The organism is Streptomyces sp. KL116D, assembly GCF_030766975.1.
In the GTDB taxonomy this organism is placed as follows: domain Bacteria; phylum Actinomycetota; class Actinomycetes; order Streptomycetales; family Streptomycetaceae; genus Streptomyces; species Streptomyces longispororuber_A.
Genome location: NZ_JASERH010000024.1, coordinates 59,577 through 79,732, shown reverse-complemented (window position 1 = coordinate 79,732; position 20,156 = coordinate 59,577). Strand labels below are relative to the sequence as shown.

Annotated in this window: 18 protein-coding genes and 3 tRNA genes; 12 read left to right on the top strand and 9 right to left on the bottom strand. The window is 71.9% G+C overall.

Annotated features, from left to right (window positions below; all coding sequences use genetic code 11):
- Nucleotides 1–217: 217 nt before the first annotated feature.
- The 4 genes from purD to RBJ77_RS07770 all read left to right on the top strand — a co-directional run bounded on the left by purD (nucleotide 218) and on the right by RBJ77_RS07770 (nucleotide 6,492).
- Nucleotides 218–1,477 carry a phosphoribosylamine--glycine ligase gene (purD, locus tag RBJ77_RS07785; protein ID WP_372344264.1) on the top strand — a complete coding sequence of 420 codons (1,260 nt, stop codon included), beginning with the start codon at nucleotides 218–220 and terminating at the stop codon, nucleotides 1,475–1,477.
- Between the two features lie 352 nt (nucleotides 1,478–1,829).
- On the top strand, nucleotides 1,830–3,776 hold the full coding sequence (locus RBJ77_RS07780; RefSeq protein WP_372344263.1) for a hypothetical protein: 1,947 nt from the start codon (nucleotides 1,830–1,832) through the stop codon (nucleotides 3,774–3,776).
- Between the two features lie 271 nt (nucleotides 3,777–4,047).
- Nucleotides 4,048–5,499 carry a N,N-dimethylformamidase beta subunit family domain-containing protein gene (locus RBJ77_RS07775; RefSeq protein ID WP_372344267.1) on the top strand — a complete coding sequence of 484 codons (1,452 nt, stop codon included), beginning with the start codon at nucleotides 4,048–4,050 and terminating at the stop codon, nucleotides 5,497–5,499.
- A 90-nt stretch (nucleotides 5,500–5,589) separates the two neighbouring features.
- Nucleotides 5,590–6,492: a phosphoribosylaminoimidazolesuccinocarboxamide synthase gene (locus RBJ77_RS07770; RefSeq protein ID WP_372344262.1), complete on the top strand. Its 903-nt coding sequence runs from the start codon at nucleotides 5,590–5,592 to the stop codon at nucleotides 6,490–6,492.
- A 63-nt stretch (nucleotides 6,493–6,555) separates the two neighbouring features.
- On the opposite strand, the gene RBJ77_RS07765 is transcribed toward RBJ77_RS07770, so the two are convergent.
- The 8 genes from RBJ77_RS07765 to RBJ77_RS07730 all read right to left on the bottom strand — a co-directional run bounded on the left by RBJ77_RS07765 (nucleotide 6,556) and on the right by RBJ77_RS07730 (nucleotide 11,094).
- Nucleotides 6,556–6,631: transfer RNA gene (locus tag RBJ77_RS07765), tRNA-Gly, on the bottom strand.
- Between the two features lie 41 nt (nucleotides 6,632–6,672).
- Entirely contained in the window at nucleotides 6,673–7,281 is a 609-nt protein-coding gene (locus RBJ77_RS07760; RefSeq protein ID WP_372344261.1) for a response regulator, read from the bottom strand.
- A complete protein-coding gene (locus tag RBJ77_RS07755) occupies nucleotides 7,278–8,501 on the bottom strand; it encodes a sensor histidine kinase (protein WP_372344260.1) in 1,224 nt (407 codons plus the stop codon). Before RBJ77_RS07755 ends, RBJ77_RS07760 begins: the two co-directional genes overlap by 4 nt.
- 14 nt (nucleotides 8,502–8,515) lie before the next feature.
- A complete protein-coding gene (locus RBJ77_RS07750; RefSeq protein ID WP_255980696.1) occupies nucleotides 8,516–9,310 on the bottom strand; it encodes an ABC transporter permease in 795 nt (264 codons plus the stop codon).
- Nucleotides 9,307–10,278, bottom strand: a complete 972-nt coding sequence (locus tag RBJ77_RS07745) for an ABC transporter ATP-binding protein (protein ID WP_372344259.1) — start codon at nucleotides 10,276–10,278, stop codon at nucleotides 9,307–9,309. The genes RBJ77_RS07750 and RBJ77_RS07745 overlap by 4 nt, the downstream gene beginning before the upstream one ends.
- Before the next feature lie 143 nt (nucleotides 10,279–10,421).
- Nucleotides 10,422–10,497 (bottom strand) — tRNA-Gly (locus RBJ77_RS07740).
- A 79-nt stretch (nucleotides 10,498–10,576) separates the two neighbouring features.
- A tRNA-Gly gene (locus RBJ77_RS07735) sits at nucleotides 10,577–10,648 on the bottom strand.
- Between the two features lie 125 nt (nucleotides 10,649–10,773).
- On the bottom strand, nucleotides 10,774–11,094 hold the full coding sequence (locus RBJ77_RS07730) for an Lsr2 family protein (RefSeq protein ID WP_255980692.1): 321 nt from the start codon (nucleotides 11,092–11,094) through the stop codon (nucleotides 10,774–10,776).
- A 348-nt stretch (nucleotides 11,095–11,442) separates the two neighbouring features.
- Here RBJ77_RS07730 and purS point away from each other — a divergent pair, with 348 nt between their 5' ends.
- The 5 genes from purS to RBJ77_RS07705 all read left to right on the top strand — a co-directional run bounded on the left by purS (nucleotide 11,443) and on the right by RBJ77_RS07705 (nucleotide 16,239).
- On the top strand, nucleotides 11,443–11,718 hold the full coding sequence (gene purS / locus RBJ77_RS07725) for a phosphoribosylformylglycinamidine synthase subunit PurS (RefSeq protein ID WP_255980690.1): 276 nt from the start codon (nucleotides 11,443–11,445) through the stop codon (nucleotides 11,716–11,718).
- Nucleotides 11,715–12,398, top strand: coding sequence for a phosphoribosylformylglycinamidine synthase subunit PurQ (gene purQ / locus RBJ77_RS07720; RefSeq protein ID WP_372344258.1), 684 nt, complete (start codon nucleotides 11,715–11,717; stop codon nucleotides 12,396–12,398). Before purS ends, purQ begins: the two co-directional genes overlap by 4 nt.
- Entirely contained in the window at nucleotides 12,395–14,644 is a 2,250-nt protein-coding gene (purL, locus tag RBJ77_RS07715; RefSeq protein ID WP_372344257.1) for a phosphoribosylformylglycinamidine synthase subunit PurL, read from the top strand. Before purQ ends, purL begins: the two co-directional genes overlap by 4 nt.
- A gap of 170 nt (nucleotides 14,645–14,814) precedes the next feature.
- The gene (locus RBJ77_RS07710) at nucleotides 14,815–15,312 is read left to right on the top strand and encodes an ArsR family transcriptional regulator (protein WP_372344256.1); all 498 of its coding nucleotides are present in this window, start codon (nucleotides 14,815–14,817) and stop codon (nucleotides 15,310–15,312) included.
- A 69-nt stretch (nucleotides 15,313–15,381) separates the two neighbouring features.
- Entirely contained in the window at nucleotides 15,382–16,239 is an 858-nt protein-coding gene (locus RBJ77_RS07705) for a M23 family metallopeptidase (RefSeq protein WP_372344255.1), read from the top strand.
- Here RBJ77_RS07705 and RBJ77_RS07700 read toward each other — a convergent pair.
- The gene (locus RBJ77_RS07700; RefSeq protein ID WP_372344254.1) at nucleotides 16,178–17,707 is read right to left on the bottom strand and encodes an MFS transporter; all 1,530 of its coding nucleotides are present in this window, start codon (nucleotides 17,705–17,707) and stop codon (nucleotides 16,178–16,180) included. The two genes, RBJ77_RS07705 and RBJ77_RS07700, sit on opposite strands and share 62 nt — an antisense overlap.
- Before the next feature lie 90 nt (nucleotides 17,708–17,797).
- Here RBJ77_RS07700 and RBJ77_RS07695 point away from each other — a divergent pair, with 90 nt between their 5' ends.
- Genes RBJ77_RS07695 through RBJ77_RS07685 form a run of 3 tightly spaced genes read left to right on the top strand, consistent with a single transcriptional unit; the run spans nucleotide 17,798 to nucleotide 20,140 of the window.
- Nucleotides 17,798–18,439 carry a TetR/AcrR family transcriptional regulator gene (locus tag RBJ77_RS07695; RefSeq protein ID WP_372344253.1) on the top strand — a complete coding sequence of 214 codons (642 nt, stop codon included), beginning with the start codon at nucleotides 17,798–17,800 and terminating at the stop codon, nucleotides 18,437–18,439.
- Nucleotides 18,440–18,449: 10 nt separating this feature from the next.
- Nucleotides 18,450–19,256, top strand: coding sequence for a sterol carrier family protein (locus RBJ77_RS07690; protein WP_372344252.1), 807 nt, complete (start codon nucleotides 18,450–18,452; stop codon nucleotides 19,254–19,256).
- A 50-nt stretch (nucleotides 19,257–19,306) separates the two neighbouring features.
- Entirely contained in the window at nucleotides 19,307–20,140 is an 834-nt protein-coding gene (locus tag RBJ77_RS07685) for an META domain-containing protein (RefSeq protein WP_372344251.1), read from the top strand.
- Nucleotides 20,141–20,156 lie beyond the last annotated feature (16 nt).

Sequence of the window (20,156 nt, the reverse complement as noted above, 5' to 3'; positions counted from 1 at the left end):
GAAGCCCCACCGGGCGGCAGCCCGCGACGAAACCCTGGCCGGCCAGACGCAGTCGGCTTTTTAGGGGCGCGGGGAACTGCGCGAGCAACCACGACGCACCCGCACTCGCCCACGCACCCTCGAACCCCACCCCCTGGAGAAACCCACAAACCCGCGCCACCCCCACCTTGGGAAGCCCGTACAAGAGCACGCCGCACCGGCGGATAGGCTGACGCCCGTGAAGGTCCTCGTCATCGGCAGCGGCGCCCGCGAACACGCCCTGTGCCGCTCAATGTCCCTCGACCCCGACGTCTCCGCCCTGCACTGTGCCCCCGGCAACGCAGGCATCGCCGAGGTCGCCGAGCTGCACGCCGTCGACGCCCTCGACGGCGCCGCGGTGGCGGCACTCGCCCAGAAGCTGGAGGCCGACCTCGTCGTGGTGGGCCCGGAGGCCCCCCTGGTCGCCGGTGTCTCCGACGCCGTCCGCGCCGCCGGCATCCCGGTCTTCGGCCCGTCCGGCGCGGCCGCCCAGCTGGAGGGCTCCAAGGCGTTCGCCAAGGACGTCATGGCCGGCGCGGGCGTCCCCACGGCACGCTCCTACGTCTGCACGACGCCCGCCGAGATCGACGAGGCGCTCGACGCGTTCGGCGCCCCGTACGTCGTCAAGGACGACGGTCTCGCCGCGGGCAAGGGCGTCGTCGTGACCGACGACGTCGAGCAGGCGCGCGCCCACGGGTACGCCTGCGACCGCGTCGTCATCGAGGAGTTCCTCGACGGTCCGGAGGTCTCGCTCTTCGCGATCACCGACGGCGAGACGGTCGTCCCGCTGCAGCCCGCCCAGGACTTCAAGCGCGCGCTCGACGGCGACGAGGGCCCCAACACCGGCGGCATGGGCGCCTATTCGCCGCTGCCGTGGGCCGACCCCAAGCTGGTCCAGGAGGTCCTGGACACGGTGCTGCAGCCCACGGTCGACGAGATGAAGAAGCGCGGCACCCCGTTCTCCGGGCTGCTCTACGCCGGACTCGCGATCACCAGCCGCGGCGTCCGCGTCATCGAGTTCAACGCCCGCTTCGGCGACCCCGAGACCCAGGTCGTCCTCGCCCGTCTGCAGACCCCGCTCGCCGGCGTCCTGCTGGCCTCGGCGAACGGCACGCTGGCCGACCTCGAACCGCTGCGCTGGAGCGACGACGCGGCCGTGACCGTCGTCATCGCCTCCCACAACTACCCGGGCACCCCGCGCACCGGCGACCCGATCACCGGGCTCGACGAGGTGGCCGCACAGGATGCCCCGTCCGCGTACGTCCTGCACGCCGGGACGAAGCGGGACGGCGACAGCGGCCCGGTCCTCAGCGCGGGCGGCCGCGTGCTGTCCGTGACGGCGACCGGCACCGATCTCACGCAGGCCCGCGAGCGGGCGTACGCCGCCGTGGCGCGCGTCCGCCTGGACGGCTCCCAGTACCGGACGGACATCGCCGCGAAGGCGGCCGCCGAGAGCTGACCGGCGGCGAGCCGGACCATGGCGCCGGGCGGGAGTCACCCTCTCCCGCCCGGCGCTTCCATGTCAGCCACCTTTGCCCAAAGCCATTCCATCGAGTGACCGCTGACCCATCCGGCTGACGATGCACCGGAGCCCAACTAGGGTGCGGCGCACGGAGTTCGGGCACCCATGAAGCTGAACCTCCGCCCGTCGGGCGCCGTCTCGTACAGAGACAGAACCAGACGGACCACCGGCATTGCGATGTCAGTGACGGGTGCCACAGTGGGGGAGTGAGCAACGCCACCAGTGTCCTGTCGTGGGCTTCCGCCCCCGGCCGGGCAAGAGGCACAGGCAGCAGGGGGTGACATCGATCGTGTCCGGTTTGGGTGCGGAGGCGGGTGCGCGGACAGCGCGTTCCCGAGCCCTCGCCGTGCTGCGCATCCGCGGCAGGGCGACGGCGCTGGCACTACTGCCCGCGGCCGTGTCCGTGGTGCTGCTCGCGGGCGGCGCCACCGGCCACCTCACGGGTGGCGGCTGGGACGTCGCGCGCATGGTCGTGAGCGGGGTCGCGGTGGTGGTGCTGATCGCCGCCGTGGTCGTCGGGCTCGTCGTCGCGCGGGCCCGCCCGGCCGTCAGCCCGACCGTCGCGATCGCCGAGGAGACGGCCCCCGATCTGTACCGCCTGGTCCGCGACCTGGCGGACCGGCTCGACGTGCCGACGCCGTCGGCGATAGCCCTCACCCCGGACTGCGACAGCTGGCTGGAGGACCGCACGCACCCGGCGCACGGCCCACCGCGGCCCACCGCCGAGGACGGCGGGGAGGGCGTGGAGGGCGGGGCCGGGAAGTCCGCCGCCCCGGTCGCCCCGGTCCTGGTCATCGGCTCCCCGTTCCTGTGGTGGATGCGGGTGGGCGAGCTGCGCGCCGTCCTCGCCCCGGTCGTCGCCGGTACGGGCCCTTCGGCGCACCCCGACATAGCCGCGGCCCGGCGCTTCGTCCGCGGTCTGGACGCGGCGGTCGCGGTGGCCGCCGCCCCCGGGCGCGGGCCGCTGACCCGCACCGTCCTGGGCGGCGTGGGCCGGGTCGCCCGGGTGATGCTGAGCGGCTGCCGGGTGCATGCCGCCGAGATGGAGCGCGGGGTCGCCGCGGCGGCCGCCGAGCGTGCACAGGCTGTGGACTACGGACTCAGGATCGTCGCGCAGGAGCAGGTCGGCCTCGCCTACGCGGGCTGGGACCGGCTGCTGACCAGGGTGGCGCTGCCCGCCTGGCGGATGGGCCGCTGGCCGTCCCGGCTCGACGCGGGCGTGGTCGCGGCACTGACCGAGCTGTCCCGCCGCGACCGCCTCGCCGCGCAGAACGGCGCCTTCGCGTCACGACTGGGCGAGCGCCCCGCCTGTGACCTGCTCGAAGAGCCCGGCACGGTCGACGAGGCGGCCTCCCTGCTCGCCGCCCGCCTCTTCCACGGCGGCCCCGCAGAATCGGGCCCCGACTGGGCGCCGGTGGACTGGCAGGAGTACCCGGACGAGGTCGTGGACCGCAAGTGGCGGATGGACGCGGCGCGGCTGCACCGGGTGCTCGACGCCCAGGGCGTGCACAGCACGGGCGGCTCGGCCACGGCCCCCGGCGGCCCCACCCTCGCCCGGATCCTCGACCACCTCGCGACACCCATCGAGGCCCCTGCATCCCCTGCATCCCCTGCATCCTCTGCATCCGCCGAATCGGTCGAATCCGCCGAGCCCGGCGCGGACACCGAGGCCCCCGCCCCTGACCTGCCCCGCGACGCCGCCACGGAAGACGGTCCCGACGGCGCCGGCACCCTCACCGACGGCCTCGACGGCGAACTCGACGGCACCCTCACCGACGAACTCACCGACGGCCTCGACGACGACCTGGACGACGACCTCGGCGCCCCCACCCCCCGCCCCGAAGTGGACACCCTCTCCGCCGGGCTCAGCGCCGAGCTGGCCCGGGAGGAGAGCGAGCGCCCCGCACCCCCCGTGCCCGCCGCGGGCCAGGGCCCGGACGGAGCGCTGTGGGACGAGGGCGCGCTGCCCCTGTTCCCGCTGCAACCGCCGCGCAGCGGCCGGGAGTTGCTGGCCGACCACGTCACCGCGATGGTGTGCTGCGCCGCGGTGGACACGGCCGGCGCCGCCCCTGGCCTGGACTGGCTGGACGGTCCGTCGCTGCTCGTCGGCGGCGAGCGGGCCTCGGACCTCGCGCCTCGCGTCCTGAGCCTGGTGGAGGACGGCGACCCGGAGCCGCTCAAGGGCTGGCTGGCCCGCCTCGGTATCCGCCCGGAGAAGCCCGTACGCCTCGTGTGACGGGGCTCCGGCGACCCTACGCCGACCCCGAGCCATCCGGATCCACAAGTTCCGTTCACGTCAATTCGCGACGAACGGTGACGGTGTGCGTGCGTAATGTGATGTGCTGGGACCGGTCGCGGACACAACAGCCGCGCACGAGGGCTCGGGGGAGCGAGGGAGGGGAGCAGCCATGGGGCCGGACAGGGCGGGGCACCCGGAAGAGCGGACGCCGCGGCAGGACGCCGCGCCACCGCCCCGCGCGCGCACCCCCCGCTGGGAGTCCGGCGCGATGGCACACGCGGTCGACGACCCGTTCGGACAGGGCCCGCTGCCCTGGCTGCGCGGCAGCGAGCACTACTTCGACGACACCGGCCAGGTCGTCCCCTGGTACGTGGACCACGCCCCGCAGCCGGGCGCGACGAGCGACGCGCGGATCCCCACCCCCCGCACCAGCGGCCCCCGCACCGCCGACGACGTGCACCGCCAGATCAAGGGCTTCACCTCGACCGGCGCGGCCGCCCCCGGCGAGTCCATCGACTTCCACATCACGGTCGACCCGCCCCAGCAGTTCACCGTGGACGTCTACCGCATCGGCCACTACGGCGGCGACGGCGCCAGCAAGATCATCACGAGCCCCCGTCTGTCCGGCATCGTCCAGCCCCCGCCGCTGACGGCGGACCGCACGGTCTCCTGCCACCACTGGTGGTTGTCATGGCGGCTCCAGATCCCGTCGTACTGGAACGTCGGGGCGTACGTGGCGGTCCTGACCACCGTCGACGGATACCGCTCGCACGTCCCGTTCACGGTCCGCGACACCCAGCCCGCCGATCTGCTCCTCCTCCTGCCGGACATCACGTGGCAGGCGTACAACCTGTACCCGGAGGACGGCCGCACCGGCGCCAGCCTGTACCACGCGTGGGACGAGGAGGGCCGGCTGCTCGGCGAGAGCGAGGCCGCGGTCACGGTCTCCTTCGACCGCCCGTACGCGGGCGCGGGCCTGCCCCTGCACGTCGGCCACGCCTACGACTTCATCCGCTGGGCGGAGCGGTACGGCTACGACCTCGCGTACGCCGACACCCGCGACCTGCACGCGGGCCGCATCGACCCGACCCGCTACCGCGGCCTGGTCTTCCCCGGCCACGACGAGTACTGGTCGGCGAACATGCGCCGGACGACCGAGCTGGCCAGGGAGAGCGGCACCTCGCTCGTCTTCCTCTCCGCCAACACCATGTACTGGCAGGTGGAGTTGGGCCCGTCCCCGTCCGGGGTCGCGGACAGACTGCTGACCTGCCGCAAGCGCAGAGGCCCCGGCAAGGCGACGCTGTGGCGGGAGATCGACCGGCCGGAGCAGCAGCTCATGGGCATCCAGTACGCGGGCCGGGTCCCCGAGCCGCACCCCTTGGTCGTGCGGAACGCGGAGCACTGGCTGTGGGAGGCGACCGGCGCGCACGAGGGCGACGAGATCGACGGCATGGTCGCCGGCGAAGCCGACCGCTACTTCCCGCGCACCGCCCTCCCCGACCACGAGGACCGCATCCTGCTGGCGCACTCCCCGTACCGCGACGGCGAGGACGTCCGCCGCCACCAGGAGACGTCGCTGTACCGGGCGCCGTCGGGCGCGCTGGTCTTCGCGTCCGGGACGTTCGCCTGGTCCCCGGCCCTGGACCGGCCCGGGCACGTCGACCCCCGTATCCAGCGGGCGACGGCGAATCTCCTCGACCGCATCTGCAAACGAGACTGAGAGCACAGCCCCGGCCCGGACCCATGGCCAAAACCCATCCTCGTGTACGGGAGAATCAGAGGTACTCGTACAGAACCACGGGGAGGAACCGTGTCCGGATTCGTCGAAAAGCCCGAGCCAGTACAGGTGCCGGGCCTGGTGCATCTCCACACCGGCAAGGTGCGGGACCTGTACCGGGACGAGGCGGGTGACCTGGTCATGGTCGCCACCGACCGCATGTCCGCCTACGACTGGGTGCTGCCCAGCCTCATCCCGGACAAGGGCAAGGTCCTCACCCAGCTCTCCCTGTGGTGGTTCGAGCAGCTGCAGGACCTGATCCCGAACCACGTCATCTCCGAGGACCTGCCGGCCGGCGCCCCCGCCGACTGGGCGGGCCGCACGCTCATCTGCAAGAGCCTGGACATGGTCCCGGTCGAGGCCGTGGCCCGCGGCTACCTCACCGGCTCCGGCCTCCTGGAGTACAACGCGTCGCGCACGGTCTGCGGCCTCGCCCTCCCCGAGGGCCTGGAGGACGGCTCCGAGCTCCCCGCCCCGATCTTCACGCCCGCCACGAAGGCCGAGGTCGGCGAGCACGACGAGAACGTGAGCTACGAGGAGGTGGCCCGCCAGGTCGGCGCCGACACCGCCGCCCAGCTGCGCCAGGCCACCCTCGCCGTGTACAGCCGGGCCCGGGACATCGCGCGGGAGCGCGGCATCATCCTGGCCGACACCAAGTTCGAGTTCGGCTTCGACAAGGACGGGACGCTGATCCTCGCCGACGAGGTGCTGACCCCGGACTCCTCCCGCTTCTGGCCGGCCGACCAGTGGCAGCCGGGCCGCGCCCAGCCGTCGTACGACAAGCAGTTCGTGCGCGACTGGCTGACCGGCTCCTCCGGCTGGGACCGCACGAGCGAGCAGCCGCCGCCGGCCCTGCCGGACGAGGTCGTCGCGGCGACCCGCGCCAAGTACATCGAGGCGTACGAGCTGCTGACCGGCACGGGCTGGGACGCCTAGGACGCACGGACACATGAGCACACGAAGAAGGCCCCCGGTCCGTGGACCGGGGGCCTTCTTCCGTGGAGCGAACGACGAGGTTCGAACTCGCGACCTCAACCTTGGCAAGGTTGCGCTCTACCAACTGAGCTACGTTCGCAGGCTGTGCTCCCCGGCCCGTGGGCCGAAGCGCGACGCCAACTATACCCAACCTCGCTCACGCGCGAGACGCACCGCCGCGTGCCGGTTCTCGGCGCCGAGCTTGGAGACCGCCGACGAGAGGTAGTTCCGTACGGTCCCCTGCGACAGCGCGGCCCGCTCGGCGATCTCCGCGACGGGCGCCCCGTCGGCGGCGAGCTCCAGCACCTCGGCCTCGCGCTCGGTCAGCGGGGAGTCGCCGGCGGAGATCGCGTCGGCCGCCAACTCCGGGTCCACATAGCGGTTTCCGGCGTGCACGGTCCGGATGATCTCGGCGAGCCGCTGGGCGCTCACCGTCTTCGGGACGAAGCCGCGCACACCCGCGGCCAGCGCCCTCTTCAGATGTCCCGGACGCCCGTGGCTGGTCACGATCATGGTCCGGCAGCCGGGCAGTTCGCCGCGCAGGGTTGTGGCCACACTCACACCGTCGGCGCCCGGCATCTGCAGGTCGAGCACGGCGACATCGGGCCGGTGGGCGCGCGCCATGGCCAGCGCCTCGGGCCCGCTGGCCGCCTCCGCGACGACGACCAGGTCGTCCTCCAGGGCGAGCAGCGCGGCGAGTGCGCCCCGGATCAGGTGCTCGTCGTCGGCGAGCAGCACGCGCAGCGTCATCGGGCGGACTCCCGCTCCCGCACCGGCGCGCTGGCCACGACCCGGAACACCCCGGCCCGCACCACGCCGGCCTCCAGCTCCCCGCCCACCTCGTGGAGCCGCTCCCGCAGCCCCGCGAGCCCCGACCCGCCGCCGGCCCCGGCGTCCGCCGCGACCCCGTCGTTCTCCACCGTCAGCACCACGCCCTCCGACCCGGTCTCCAGTCTCACCGAACACTGCCGCGCGTCCCCGTGCCGCAGCACGTTCGTCGTGGCCTCCCGCACCACCCAGCCGAGCGCCGACTGCACCTCGCCGGAGAGTCCGGCCGGTGACCCGGTCACCGTGCACTCGATCCCGGCCGCGCTCAACACACCCTGCGCACCGGCGAGTTCGACCCCGAGGTCGGCCTCGCGATAGCCCCGTACGACGGCGCGCACCTCCTTCTGCGACTCCTGCGCGATCCGCTGCACCTCGATCATCTGCGCGACGGCGTCCTCGGTCCTTCCGCGCCGCGCGAGCTGCGTCGCCAGTTCGCTCTTCAGCGCCACCACGGCCAGGTTGCGGCCCATGACGTCGTGCAGGTCGCGCCCGAACCGCAGCCGCTCCTCGGCGACGGCGAGCCGTGCCTCGACCTCGCGGGAGTGCTCGGACTCCCACATCACGGCCAGGTTCCAGGCGCCGCAGCGGGAGCAGAGCAGGCACAGCGGTCCGGTGAGCGCCAGGATGCCCGCGGACACCCCGAGGTGGACGAGGTCGCAGCCGGCGAGCGCGAACACCCCGAGGACGACCAGCGTCCCGGCACCCCACTGCGACAGGAACCGCCGCGGGCTCGGCGCCGTCAGCGCGTACGACAGTCCGAACGGCATCGGTGTGAACAGCAGCGGCAGCGCGATCAGGCCGTGCTCCACGCCCTGGGTGCCGATCAGCGCCGCGATCAGCGCGAGGGCCGCCGCGGTGAGCCCGAGGGCCGCGGCCTGCTCGGCGCGCGGCACGGGCCCGCGTCCCAGGTACTGGTCGAGCCCGGACGGGACGTGCCGGTCGGCGACCGCGCACTGGAGGACCTGCACCACCATGAGCGCGGCGCTGAGGCCGTACGCGACGCCGCTGTGCCGGATGTTGCCGAGCAGCGGCCAGATGCTCCAGGACACCAGGAAGAACCAGCAGATGGTGCGCAGCATCACCCGGTTCTGCCACTCGACCCGCTCGATCTTGCTGCGGTCCCGCCACCGCTTCCGCGCCACAACCGGCCCCCGTCTCAGTGCCGCGGTTCCCAGCGGAACCACCGTCGTACAGCAAACACCGCGACGACGATCCAGGCCACCGCGGTGACCAGGGCCTGCGTGGCGTCGCCCAGGGACAGCGTCCCGGCCCAGCCGCCGCGCACCAGGGTGATCGTCGGCGACAGCGGCAGCAGTTCGCACACGGCGGCCAGCCGGTCCGGCATGACCTCCAACGGCACGAAGGCGCCGGAGCCGAGCATCGTGACGAGCAGCAGCGGCATCGCCGCGACCTGCGCGCTCTCCACGCTGCGGCTCCAGACGGTGGTGAGCGCGGCGAGCGCCACGCACAGCACCGTCCCCAGCAGGACGCCCAGGACGACGAGTTGCGGGGCGTCAGGGGCGCCCGCGTCGAGGGCGACCGCGCACGCCACGGCCAGGACGACGCACTGCAGCAGCCCGAGCGCGACGGACGGCAGCGCGGCCCCGGCGAGGATCTCGCCGTCCCGCAGCTCCCCGGTGCGCAGCCGCTTGAGGACGAGCTCCTCGCGCCGGGACGCGTAGACGCTGACCAGGGCGCTGTACACGGCGAACAGCAGCGAGAAGCCGATCGACGAGGCCAGCACCATGGAGCCGATGCTCAGTCCGGTGCCGTCGAGGTCGACCTGTTCCGTGGACGCGCGGATGCTGAAGGGCAGCACGAGCGGTACGAACAGCGCCGTGAACAGGACGCCCTTGCTCCGCCCGATCAGGGTCAGTTCGGCCCGTCCGAGCGCCCGCAGCCGGCCCGCGGAGGTGGTGGTCGACCGGATGGTCGTCGTCGCCGTGCTCATACCGCCATCGCCTTCTCCCGCTCGTCGGCCGTGCCCTTGGCGTCCCGCGCGATCCGCAGGAACGCCTCCTCCAGCGAGGCGCCCCGCACGTCGAGCCGGCGCAGCTCCACGCCGGTGTCCCGCGCCCACACGAGCAGCCCGGTCGCGGCCCGCTGGAGTTCGTCCGTGCGCAGCCGGACCGTGCGCCCCGTGACCTCGTGCCCGCTCACCCCGAGCCGGTCCAGCGGCGGCAGATCGCCCACGAAGTAGCCGTCGGGCAGCTCGAAGGAGATGTGCGAGGGCTGCGCGGCGACGACCTCGTCGACGCGCCCCTCGGCGGCGATCCGCCCCTCGTGCAGGATCGCGAGCCGGTCGGCGAGCGACTCGGCCTCCTCCAGGTAGTGCGTGGTCAGCAGCACGGTGGTGCCGTCGGCGCGCAGCCGGCGCACCAACTCCCAGGTCTCCTGGCGTCCTTGGGCGTCGAGCCCGGTGGTGGGCTCGTCGAGGAAGAGCACCTCGGGCCGGCCGAGGAGCGCCAGGGCCAGGTCGAGCCGCCGCTTCTCGCCGCCGGACAGCTGCTTCACCCGGACCTTGGCGCGATGGCCGAGGCCCACCATCTCCAGGGCCTCGCCGACCGGCCGCGCCCCGCTGGTGCAGTCGGCCCACATCCGCGCGGTCTCGGCGACGGCCAGCTCGGACGGGAAGCCGCCCTCCTGGAGCATCACGCCGATCCGCGGCCTGACCCGGTCCCGCTCGGTGTACGGGTCGTGCCCGAACACCCGGACCCGGCCACCGGCGGGCGCCGCGAGTCCTTCGAGGAGTTCGACGGTGGAGGTCTTTCCCGCGCCGTTCGTGCCGAGCAGGGCGAAGAGCTCGCCGCGGCCCACGGAGAAACTCACTCCGCGCACCGCCTCGAAAGAACCCCGTGTGCCGTCCCCGTACACGCGGCGCAGATCAGTGACATCGATCACGCGCTCGTTGTTGGTCATGTGTCCAGCCTTCCGCCCGTCGGGGGCGGTCGGCAGTGCGCGCTGTCATCGGCGCACATGACAAATGTCAGAAGGCCACGGGCGGGCGGAGAACGGGACATGCGAAAAGCCCCGGATCCTGAAGGATCCGGGGCTTCCCGAACTGGAGCGAACGACGAGGTTCGAACTCGCGACCTCAACCTTGGCAAGGTTGCGCTCTACCAACTGAGCTACGTTCGCACTGCCTCCGACCGGCTCTCACCGATCGGCGCGAGCACCAGCCTACCGCACCCAGATGGGTGATCGGTACGCGATGCAGAGCGGGTGACAGGAATTGCACACTGCGCCTTCCCCCTGGAAGGGGGATGTTCTACTACTGAACTACACCCGCATGTCACTCCGTGAGGTTCGGCCTGTCGGCCTCGCCCCTCGGCGTGCTCCAGACTCTAGCCGACCGGCGGGGGTGCAACGCAAGTCGGTTGTTCCGAGGGGCTCCTGACGGCGGGTGCCGCCGGCTCAGTTGGCCTCGGCGAACGCCTCGTAGACCCGCTTCGGGATGCGTCCGCGCGGCGGCACGTCGAAGTGGTTCGAGCGGGCCCAGGCGCGCACGGCGGCCGGGTCCGGGCTCAGGTCCGTGAGCTTGTACGCCTTGCCGGTCCTGCTGGACTGCTTGCGTCCGGCCTCCAGGTACGGGGCCAGGGCCTTGCGGAGTTTCTTCGCATTGGCTTGATTCAGGTCGATCTCGTACGACTTGCCGTCGAGACCGAAGACGACCGTTTCCGCCGCTTCTCCGCCGTCGATGTCGTCAAAGAGAGTGACCACGACACGCTGCGCCACGAATATCGGTCCCTTCGTCCGGCACCCCGCTTTGACGTGCGGTGATGTCGACTGTCCAGCTGTTGTCAGGCAAAGCTCGGGCAATGCCACAGCTCGAGTTCAGGCGGACTGCCTGTATCTGCCATTTCCTTTTTACCCTGCCCGGCAATGCACTGGGAAGACCAGCTAAAACCCTCCGCGTGTCCGCCGTCATGGTTATCCGGAGTCTTTCCCTTAATTTTCCGTGGTGATCTCATGTCGTTGCCGGAACGTGATCCCGCTCTCGTAGCTTCCTACCGTCTACGCGAGTAGAAGATTTGGGCAGGTACGCTGAACGGACCTGCTCAGCACCACACACCGGGAGTGCCAGTGGCACGCGTCGTAGTCGACGTCATGCTCAAGCCGGAGATCCTCGACCCCCAGGGCCAGGCGGTGCAGCGTGCGCTGCCGCGCCTCGGTTTCGACGGCATCTCCGACGTCCGCCAGGGAAAGCGTTTCGAGCTCGAAGTGGACGGGCCGGTGGATGACGCCGCGCTCGCGCGTATCCACGAGCTCGCCGAAACCTTCCTCGCCAACACCGTGATCGAGAACTTCACCGTCAAGGTGGAAGAAGCGGTAGAGCCTGCGGTGGGGGCCGAAAAGTGACCGCTCGTATTGGCGTCGTCACCTTTCCGGGTTCCCTCGACGACCGGGACACCCAGCGCGCGATCCGGCTGGCCGGTGCCGAGCCGGTCGCCCTCTGGCACAAGGACAAGGACCTGAAGCAGGTCGACGCGGTCGTCCTGCCCGGCGGTTTCTCCTACGGCGATTACCTGCGCGCGGGCGCCATTTCGCGCTTCTCGCCGGTCATGGAGACGCTCATCGACCAGGCGAAGGCGGGCCTCCCCGTCCTCGGCATCTGCAACGGCTTCCAGGTCCTCACCGAGGCCCACCTGCTCCCCGGCGCGATGCTCGGCAACGACCACCTCCACTTCATCTGCCGCGACCAGAAGCTGCGGGTGGAGAACACGGAGACGGCCTGGACCCTCGACTACGAGGCCGGCCAGGAGATCCACATCCCGCTGAAGAACATGGACGGGCGGTACGTCGCCGACTCGTACACGCTCGACCAGCTGGAGGCGGAGGGCCGCGTCGTCTTCCGCTACCTGGACTTCAACCCGAACGGCTCGCTCCGTGACATCGCGGGCATCACGAACGCGGCGGGCAACGTCGTCGGTCTGATGCCCCACCCGGAGCACGCCGTCGAGTCCCTCATCGGGACCGGCCGTACCGACGGTCTCCCCTTCTTCACCTCGATCCTCAAGAAGCTGGTCGCCGCCTCATGAGCCTCGACACCGTAGAGAACGCGAGCAAGACCCCCGACGTCGAGCTCCCCTGGGCCGAACTCGGCCTGAAGAAGGACGAGTACGAGCGGGTCGTGGAGATCCTCGGCCGCCGCCCGACCGGCGCCGAGCTCGCCATGTACTCGGTCATGTGGTCCGAGCACTGCTCCTACAAGTCGTCCAAGGTGCACCTGCGCCAGTTCGGCGAGAAGGCCCCGCAGTCCGACGCCATGCTCGTCGGCATCGGTGAGAACGCCGGTGTCGTGGACGTGGGCCAGGGTTATGCCGTCACCTTCAAGGTGGAGTCGCACAACCACCCCTCCTACGTGGAGCCCTACCAGGGCGCGGCCACCGGCGTGGGCGGCATCGTGCGCGACATCATCGCCATGGGTGCCCGCCCGATCGCGGTCGTGGACCCGCTGCGCATGGGCGCCGCCGACCACCCCGACACCCGGCGCGTGCTGCCCGGCGTCGTGGCCGGCATCGGCGGCTACGGCAACTGCCTGGGCCTGCCGAACATCGGCGGCGAGCTCGTCTTCGACGCCTGCTACCAGGGCAACCCGCTGGTCAACGCCGGTGCCATCGGCGTCATGCGGCACGAGGACATCCACCTCGCGAAGGCGTCCGGCGCGGGCAACAAGGTCATCATGTACGGCGCCCGCACGGGCGGCGACGGCATCGGCGGCGCCTCGATCCTGGCCTCCGAGACCTTCGACGACGCCAAGCCGTCGAAGCGTCCGGCCGTCCAGGTCGGTGACCCCTTCCAGGAGAAGCTCCTCATCGAGTGCACCCTGGAGGCCTTCGCCGAGAAGCTCGTCGTCGGCATCCAGGACCTCGGCGCGGCCGGCATCTCCTGCGCCACTTCCGAGCTGGCGTCGAACGGCTCGGGCGGCATGCGCGTCGAGCTGGACGACGTACCGCTGCGCGACTCCACGCTCTCTCCTGAGGAGATCCTCATGAGCGAGTCGCAGGAGCGCATGTGCGCCGTGGTCGAGCCCTCGAAGGTCGACCGCTTCCTGGAGATCTGCGAGAAGTGGGACGTCATCGCCACCGTCATCGGTGAGGTGACCGACGGCGACCGCCTGGAGATCTTCTGGCACGGCGAGAAGATCGTCGACGTCGACCCGCGCACGGTCGCGCACGACGGCCCGGTCTACGAGCGCCCCTACGCCCGCCCCGAGTGGCAGGACGCGCTGCAGGCCGACGACGCGAACAAGCTGCCGCGGCCTTCGTCGAGCGACGAGCTGAAGGCCCAGGTCCTCGCGCTGGTCTCGTCGCCGAACCAGGCGTCGAAGAAGTGGATCACCTCGCAGTACGACCACTTCGTGCAGGGCAACACGGTGCTGGCGCAGCCCGAGGACTCGGGCATGATCCGCATCGACGAGGAGACCGGGCTCGGCGTCGCCATCGCGACCGACGGCAACGGCCGGTTCGCGAAGCTCGATCCGTACACGGGCGCGCAGCTCGCGCTGGCGGAGGCGTACCGCAACGTCGCCACCACCGGTGCCAAGCCGCTCGCCGTCTCCGACTGCCTGAACTTCGGTTCGCCCGAGGACCCGGCCGTCATGTGGCAGTTCGCCGAGGCCATCCGCGGTCTCGCCGACGGCTGCCTCCAGCTGGGCACCCCGGTGACCGGCGGCAACGTCTCGCTCTACAACCAGACGGGCGAGGCGGCGATCCACCCGACCCCGGTCGTCGCGGTCCTGGGCGTCATCGACGACGTCGCCCGGCGCACCCCGGTCGCCTTCCAGGAAGAGGGCCAGCTCCTCTACCTGCTCGGTGACACCAAGGAGGAGTTCGGCGGTTCGGCCTGGTCGCAGGTCGTCCACGACCACCTCGGCGGGCTGCCCCCGCAGGTCGACCTGGAGCGCGAGCGGCTGCTCGGCGAGATCCTGATCTCGGCGTCCCGCGACGGCATGATCGACGCCGCGCACGACCTGTCCGACGGCGGTCTGATCCAGGCCGTGGTCGAGTCGGCGCTGCTCGGCGGCAAGGGCGCGCGCCTGGTCGTCCCGGACGGCCTCGACGCGTTCACCTTCCTGTTCTCCGAGTCGGCGGGCCGCGCTGTCGTGGCGGTGCCGCGCAGTGAGGAGCTCCGCTTCAACGACATGTGCGGCGCCCGGGGCCTCCCCGTGACCCGCATCGGTGTCGTCGACGGCGACGCGGTGGACGTCCAGGGCGAGTTCGCGCTCTCCCTGAGCGAGCTGCGCGAGGCGCACGAGGGGACGATTCCGGGGCTGCTGGCGTAGTCCTTGCGGTTTCCCGAAGCCCCCGCCCGGATCCGGGCGGGGGCTTCGTCGTGTCCGGGGGCGCGTCCCGGGCCGCGCTCGCGGCTGCGTCCGAGGCCGGGTCCGAGGTCGTGTTCGGGTCCCTCGAACGAGGGATTGATGAGTTCTACGTAATTACGTAATCTCGATGCATGACGGATCTGGAGCACCGGGTCGCCGAGCTGGAGCGGCGGCTCGATGCGTTGGAGGCAGGGCCTTCGGCCCCGGAAGCCCCACAGGGGACCTTCTGGGCGCTGGCGGGCCTGAAGGAACAGCTGGCCGAAGTCCGCGGTGGCGGCGTGCTGTTCACCGGTGCGGTGCGACTGCCCGACGACAGGGAGTACGAGTGGCAGTACGCGGCACTCACCGATGAACTGCTCACCTCCGACTGGACGGAGGCGGCCGATGCGTTCGCCGCGCTCGGCCATGGGCTGCGCCTGCGGCTGCTGAGGGAGATCCTCGGCGGGCGTGCCTCCGCCACGGAGCTCGCCGAGCTCGACGAGGTGGGGACCAGCGGCCAGATCTACCACCACCTGCGGCAGTTGACCGCTGCCGGGTGGCTGCGCTCCGCGGGCCGGGGGTGCTACGAGGTTCCGGCGGGACGCGTCGTGCCACTGCTGGTGGCGCTGACCACGGCCCGGCCCGCCTGATCCGCCCGACACGTCTGACTCGCCTGACATGACAGTCAGGTCTGAGCTATCGGAGCTGGGGGAATCACGATGTCCGTACGCACGCTGCTGCCGCTGCTCCAGCGGCTGCTCATCGTCACCTTCCTGGCGCTGGTCGTCCTCGACCTCGTCGAGGATTCCGCGCTGGCGCTCTGGCAGGTCTTCCTGCCGCTGCCGCTCGCCTGGGCGGTGTCGATCGCCGCGGGCCGGCTCTCGGCCCGGCACATCAGGTCGGCCGACCGGGCCCCGGTCGAGGTGGAGCCACCGGTCGAGGGGCGCTGGTCCGCGGTGAACAGCCCGGCCGACCGCACGCCCAGCCACGGCACGCACGTCTACGGCCAGACCTATGCCATCGACATCGTGGCCGAGCCCGAGGGGACCGGGCGCCCCGGCTTCGCCGCGCTGTGGCCCGTCGCCCGCGCCCCGCACCGCTTCCCGGCCTTCGGCGCCCCGCTGCTCGCCGTCGCCGAGGCCACGGTGGTGCACGCGGAGGACGGCCAGCGCGACCACCTCAGCCGGAACTCGCTGCTGGGCGTCGCCTATCTGATGCTGGTGGAGGGGGAGTCGCGCGGACTGGCGGGCGCCCGCCGCGTGGTGGGAAACCACGTGGTCCTCGATCTGGGTGACGGTGTCCATGCCGTGTACGCCCACGTCCAGCGGGACAGCCTCGCGGTCCGTGCGGGCGACCGGGTGCGGCCGGGCCAGCTCATCGGCCGCTGCGGCAACTCGGGCAACTCGACCGAGCCGCATCTGCACTTCCACCTGATGGACGGCCCGGACCTGGACACCGCCCGGGGCATCCCGTTCAGCTGGCGGGGCATCGGGGTGCCCAAGGGCGGCGAGGCGTTCACGGCCCATCGAATACCGGGCGGCCCGTCACCGGCGTCACCGGCGTCACCGGCCGACTGACGGCGACCTCGGTCCCGGCCTTGCGCCCACTCCCACCCGCATTCCCGCCCCGCCGCGGCAGCCGTGTCGCGAGCACCGCCCCCAGGAGCATCACCGCCGCCCCGCACCAGAACACGATGTCGGTGGCGTGCACGAAGTCCCGTACCGCCGCGGCGTGCTGGGCGGCGCCGAGGGTGGGGATCGTGTTCACGTCCCCGTGGAACAGGCGGAACAGGACGGTGCCGAAGAGGGCCGCGCCCAGCGCGTTGCCGAGGGTCTGGAAGAAGCGGATGCTCGTCGTCGCCACGCCGAGCAGGGGTCGCGGCGCCGCCTCCTGCACCAGCTGGATCAGCTGCCCGACGAGCTGGCCGAACCCGGCCCCGGCCAGCAGGAGTTCGGCGCGGATCAGCCACAGCGAGGTGTCCGGGCGGACGGTCGCCGCGAGGAGGACGAAGACCGCCGTCATGGTCAGGGTGCCGGTGAGCGTGAAGGTCCGGGCCGACCAGCCGAGCCGTCCCGCGAGGATCCCGACCCCGGTCATCCCGACCGCCATCGGCAGCAGGAACAGACCGGCGGCGGAGCTGCTGAGGCCGCGCACCACCTGGAGGTAGACGAGGACGTAGTAGATCGCGCACATCATCGCGGCGCCGGTGATGCCCTGCACGACGAAGCCCCAGCGCAGTTCGGGGATGCGGAAGAGCGAGAGGGGGAGGACGGGTTCGGTGGCGCGGTTCTGGCGCCACAGGAACAGGGCGAGTGCCGCCACGGCCGCGCACAGGAGGCCGATGATCTCCGGGGACGACCAGGCGTACTTCTTGCCGCCCCAGTCCGTGGCCAGCAGCAGCGCGGTGGAGAAGGCGGCGGCCAGACCCGCGCCCGCCCAGTCGAGCGGGCGGCGCACCGGGTGGTCCGGCAGCTTCAGGACGACGGCGCCGGCGGCGAGGACGGCGAGGCCGAGCGGCAGGTTCACGTAGAAGATCCAGCGCCAGCCGGCGTGGTCGGAGAGGATGCCGCCCAGCCAGGGGCCGAGCGCCATGCCGCCGCCCGCCACGATGCCGCCGAGCCCGCCGCCGGACCGTCCGCCGCCGCCCGCCTCGTCGTCCGGGTCCTTGAGGTGGGCGATCACCACCATCGTGATGCTCATCAGGCCGCCGCCGCCCAGACCCTGCACGGCGCGGGCCGCGATCAGCCAGGTCATCGACTGTGCGGCGCCGCACAGGGCGGAGCCGAGGAGGAAGGTGGCGACGGCGCCGAGGAAGACGCGCTGGGCGCCGAGGGTGTCGCAGAGCTTGCCGTACAGCGGCAGCATCGCGGCCGACGCGAGGGCGAACGCGCTGATCAGCCAGGGGAACTGGTCGATTCCGTGGACGGGGTCCAGGTCGCGGACGATCGGCACCGTCGCCGCCGAGACGATCTGCAGATCCAGGACGGCCAGGACGATCGTGAACAGGCAGACGAACATGCCGATCTTGCGCTGGGTCGCACTCATGGAAGGAGGCATGCGCCTCACCATGCCCGAGAAAATGTACTGGGTCAATAATTCATCCGGGATCAAACTTCATCTTGGTACAGTGCCCGCATGGCTGACGACGGACTCGGGCTGCGCGAGCGCAAGAAGAAGCAGACGGCGATCAAGGTGTGGCGCACGGCCGTCGACCTGTTCCTCGAGCACGGCTACGACCAGGTCTCCGTCGCGCAGATCGCGGAGGCCGCCGAGGTCTCGAAGATGACCGTCTTCAACTACTTCAAGACCAAGGAAGACCTCCTGATGGGCCCCATGGAGGAGCACGTCGAGGACCTCGCGCGGGCCATCGGGGAGCGCGCGCCCGGCAGTTCCGCGGTCGACGCCACCCGCGCGATGGTGCTGCGCAAGATCGCCGAGCGGGACCCGTCGATCGGCCTGAGCGAACAGGGCAACGAGCTGGCGCTGATCCAACTGATCAACCGCACCCCGGCGTTGGCCCGCCGCGCCCTGCTGTGGTCGGTGCGCGGCGAGCAGGCCGCAGCGCGGGTGCTCACCGAGGAGACCGGCGACGGACTGCTCTCCGCCGTCGCCGCGGCCCAGCTGTCCGGCGTGGTGAGCGCGCTGATGAGCGAGCACCACCGGCGGATCCTGGCGGGGGAGGCCCCGGCCGCGGTCGCGGCGGACGCCGCCGAGCGCGCCGAGCGGGCGTTCGCGCTGGTCGAAAAAGGCCTGAGCGACTTCGCCGTGCGGGCGTAGGGTCGCGGTCATGGCCTCGCCGAAGACATCGAGGAAGCGCCCGCGCTCCTACGATCCAGAGAAGCTCCGGACCGCCGTCATCGCCCAGTTCGCCGCCGTGCGCAAGGCCGTCGAGGACCTCACGCCCGAGCAGCTCGCCGCGCCTACCCGGCTCGGCGACTGGACGGTGCGGGATCTCGCCGCGCACTTCACCATGGCCGTCGGCATGGTGCCGCGGGGCCTCGCCAAGCCCGCGCCGCCCGCGGCCGACCTGGCGCTGATGGACTATCCGTCCCTGACCGCGCCCGCCGCCCCGGCCGTCGCCGTCGGTGTGAAGGAGCTGGCGGACAGCGCGCCGCTGAGCGAGCTGTACGCCGAGGTCACCGAGGGCCTCGACACGTACCTGCCCGCCGGCGTCGACGGCGCCCGGCCCCTCGCCCACCGGGTCGGGACGATGACCCTCACCGACGTCCTCGTCACCCGCGCCGTCGAACTCGCCGTCCACACCGACGACCTGAACGACGCGCTGCCCGAGCTCGCGCTGCCCGTCGAGCGGCAGCTGCTGGCCGCGGCGACCCGGTTCCTCGCCGACGCGCTCGCCGTCAAGGCGCCCGGCGCCTCCACCGAGGTGCGGATCCCGCCGTTCGCCGTCGTGCAGTGCGTCGAGGGCCCCCGGCATACCCGGGGCACCCCGCCGAACGTGGTGGAGACGGACCCGCTGACCTGGATCCGGCTGGCCACGGGACGCACCGGCTGGCGGTCGGCGCTCGACGACGCACTGGTCAGCGCCAGCGGCGAACGGGCCGACCTGGCGGCCCTGTTGCCGATCATGGCGTGAAGCGGGCGGCGGGACGGAACCGATCGAGGGGGCCGTCCCGTCCCATCGGCATGTTCATGCGACGCGGCACCCGAGGCACCCGATCCACAGTCGTCGCAGCCCTGCCCCTGGCGGCCCTCGCCACGGTCACGGCCTGCGGAAACGAGAAGGCCCCCGGCACCGTCGAGGTCGGCGGGGCCCCGGTCACCGGAGTCCACTGGAGCGTGGACAGCATGACGGTGGACGGACGGACGACCAGGGCGCCCGGCGGCGCGTACCTGGAGTTCGTCTCGGACGAGCGCGTCCGCGGCGACTACGGCTGCAACCACTTCGACGCCGAGGCCCGGGTCACCGACGACAGCGTCGACCTGGGCAGGTCCGCGACCACGATGATGCAGTGCACCGACAAGAAGGTGCGCGCCTTCGAGAAGTCCCTCGCCCGCGCCCTCGCCGACCGCAACACGGTCAAGGCCGCGGGCGACGACGACCGCCTCACCCTCACCCGCGCCAACGGCGACACGGTCACCCTCACCAAGGGCGAGCGCCGCGACGCCCCGCTCACCGGCACGAAGTGGCAGCTCACGACCGTCTACAGCGACGACGTCGCGCAGTCCGTGCCGAAGGGGGCGCAGGGCAGGGCGGGGCTCGTCTTCGGCAAGGACGGTCACGTCAGCGCCCGCCTCGGCTGCAACAGCGCCCGCGCCGCGGCGAAGGTCGCGGACGGCCACATCACCTTCGGCCCGCTCGCCGGCACCAAGATGGGCTGCTTCGGCGCGGCGGCGGAGGTCGAGAAGACGATGCGGAACGTCCTCGAAGGCAGGGCGAGCTACGACGTCCAGGGCGACGCCCTCACCCTGAACGCACCCGACGGCACGGGCATCGGCCTCACCGCCACCACCGGCTGACGCCGACCGGCTGACG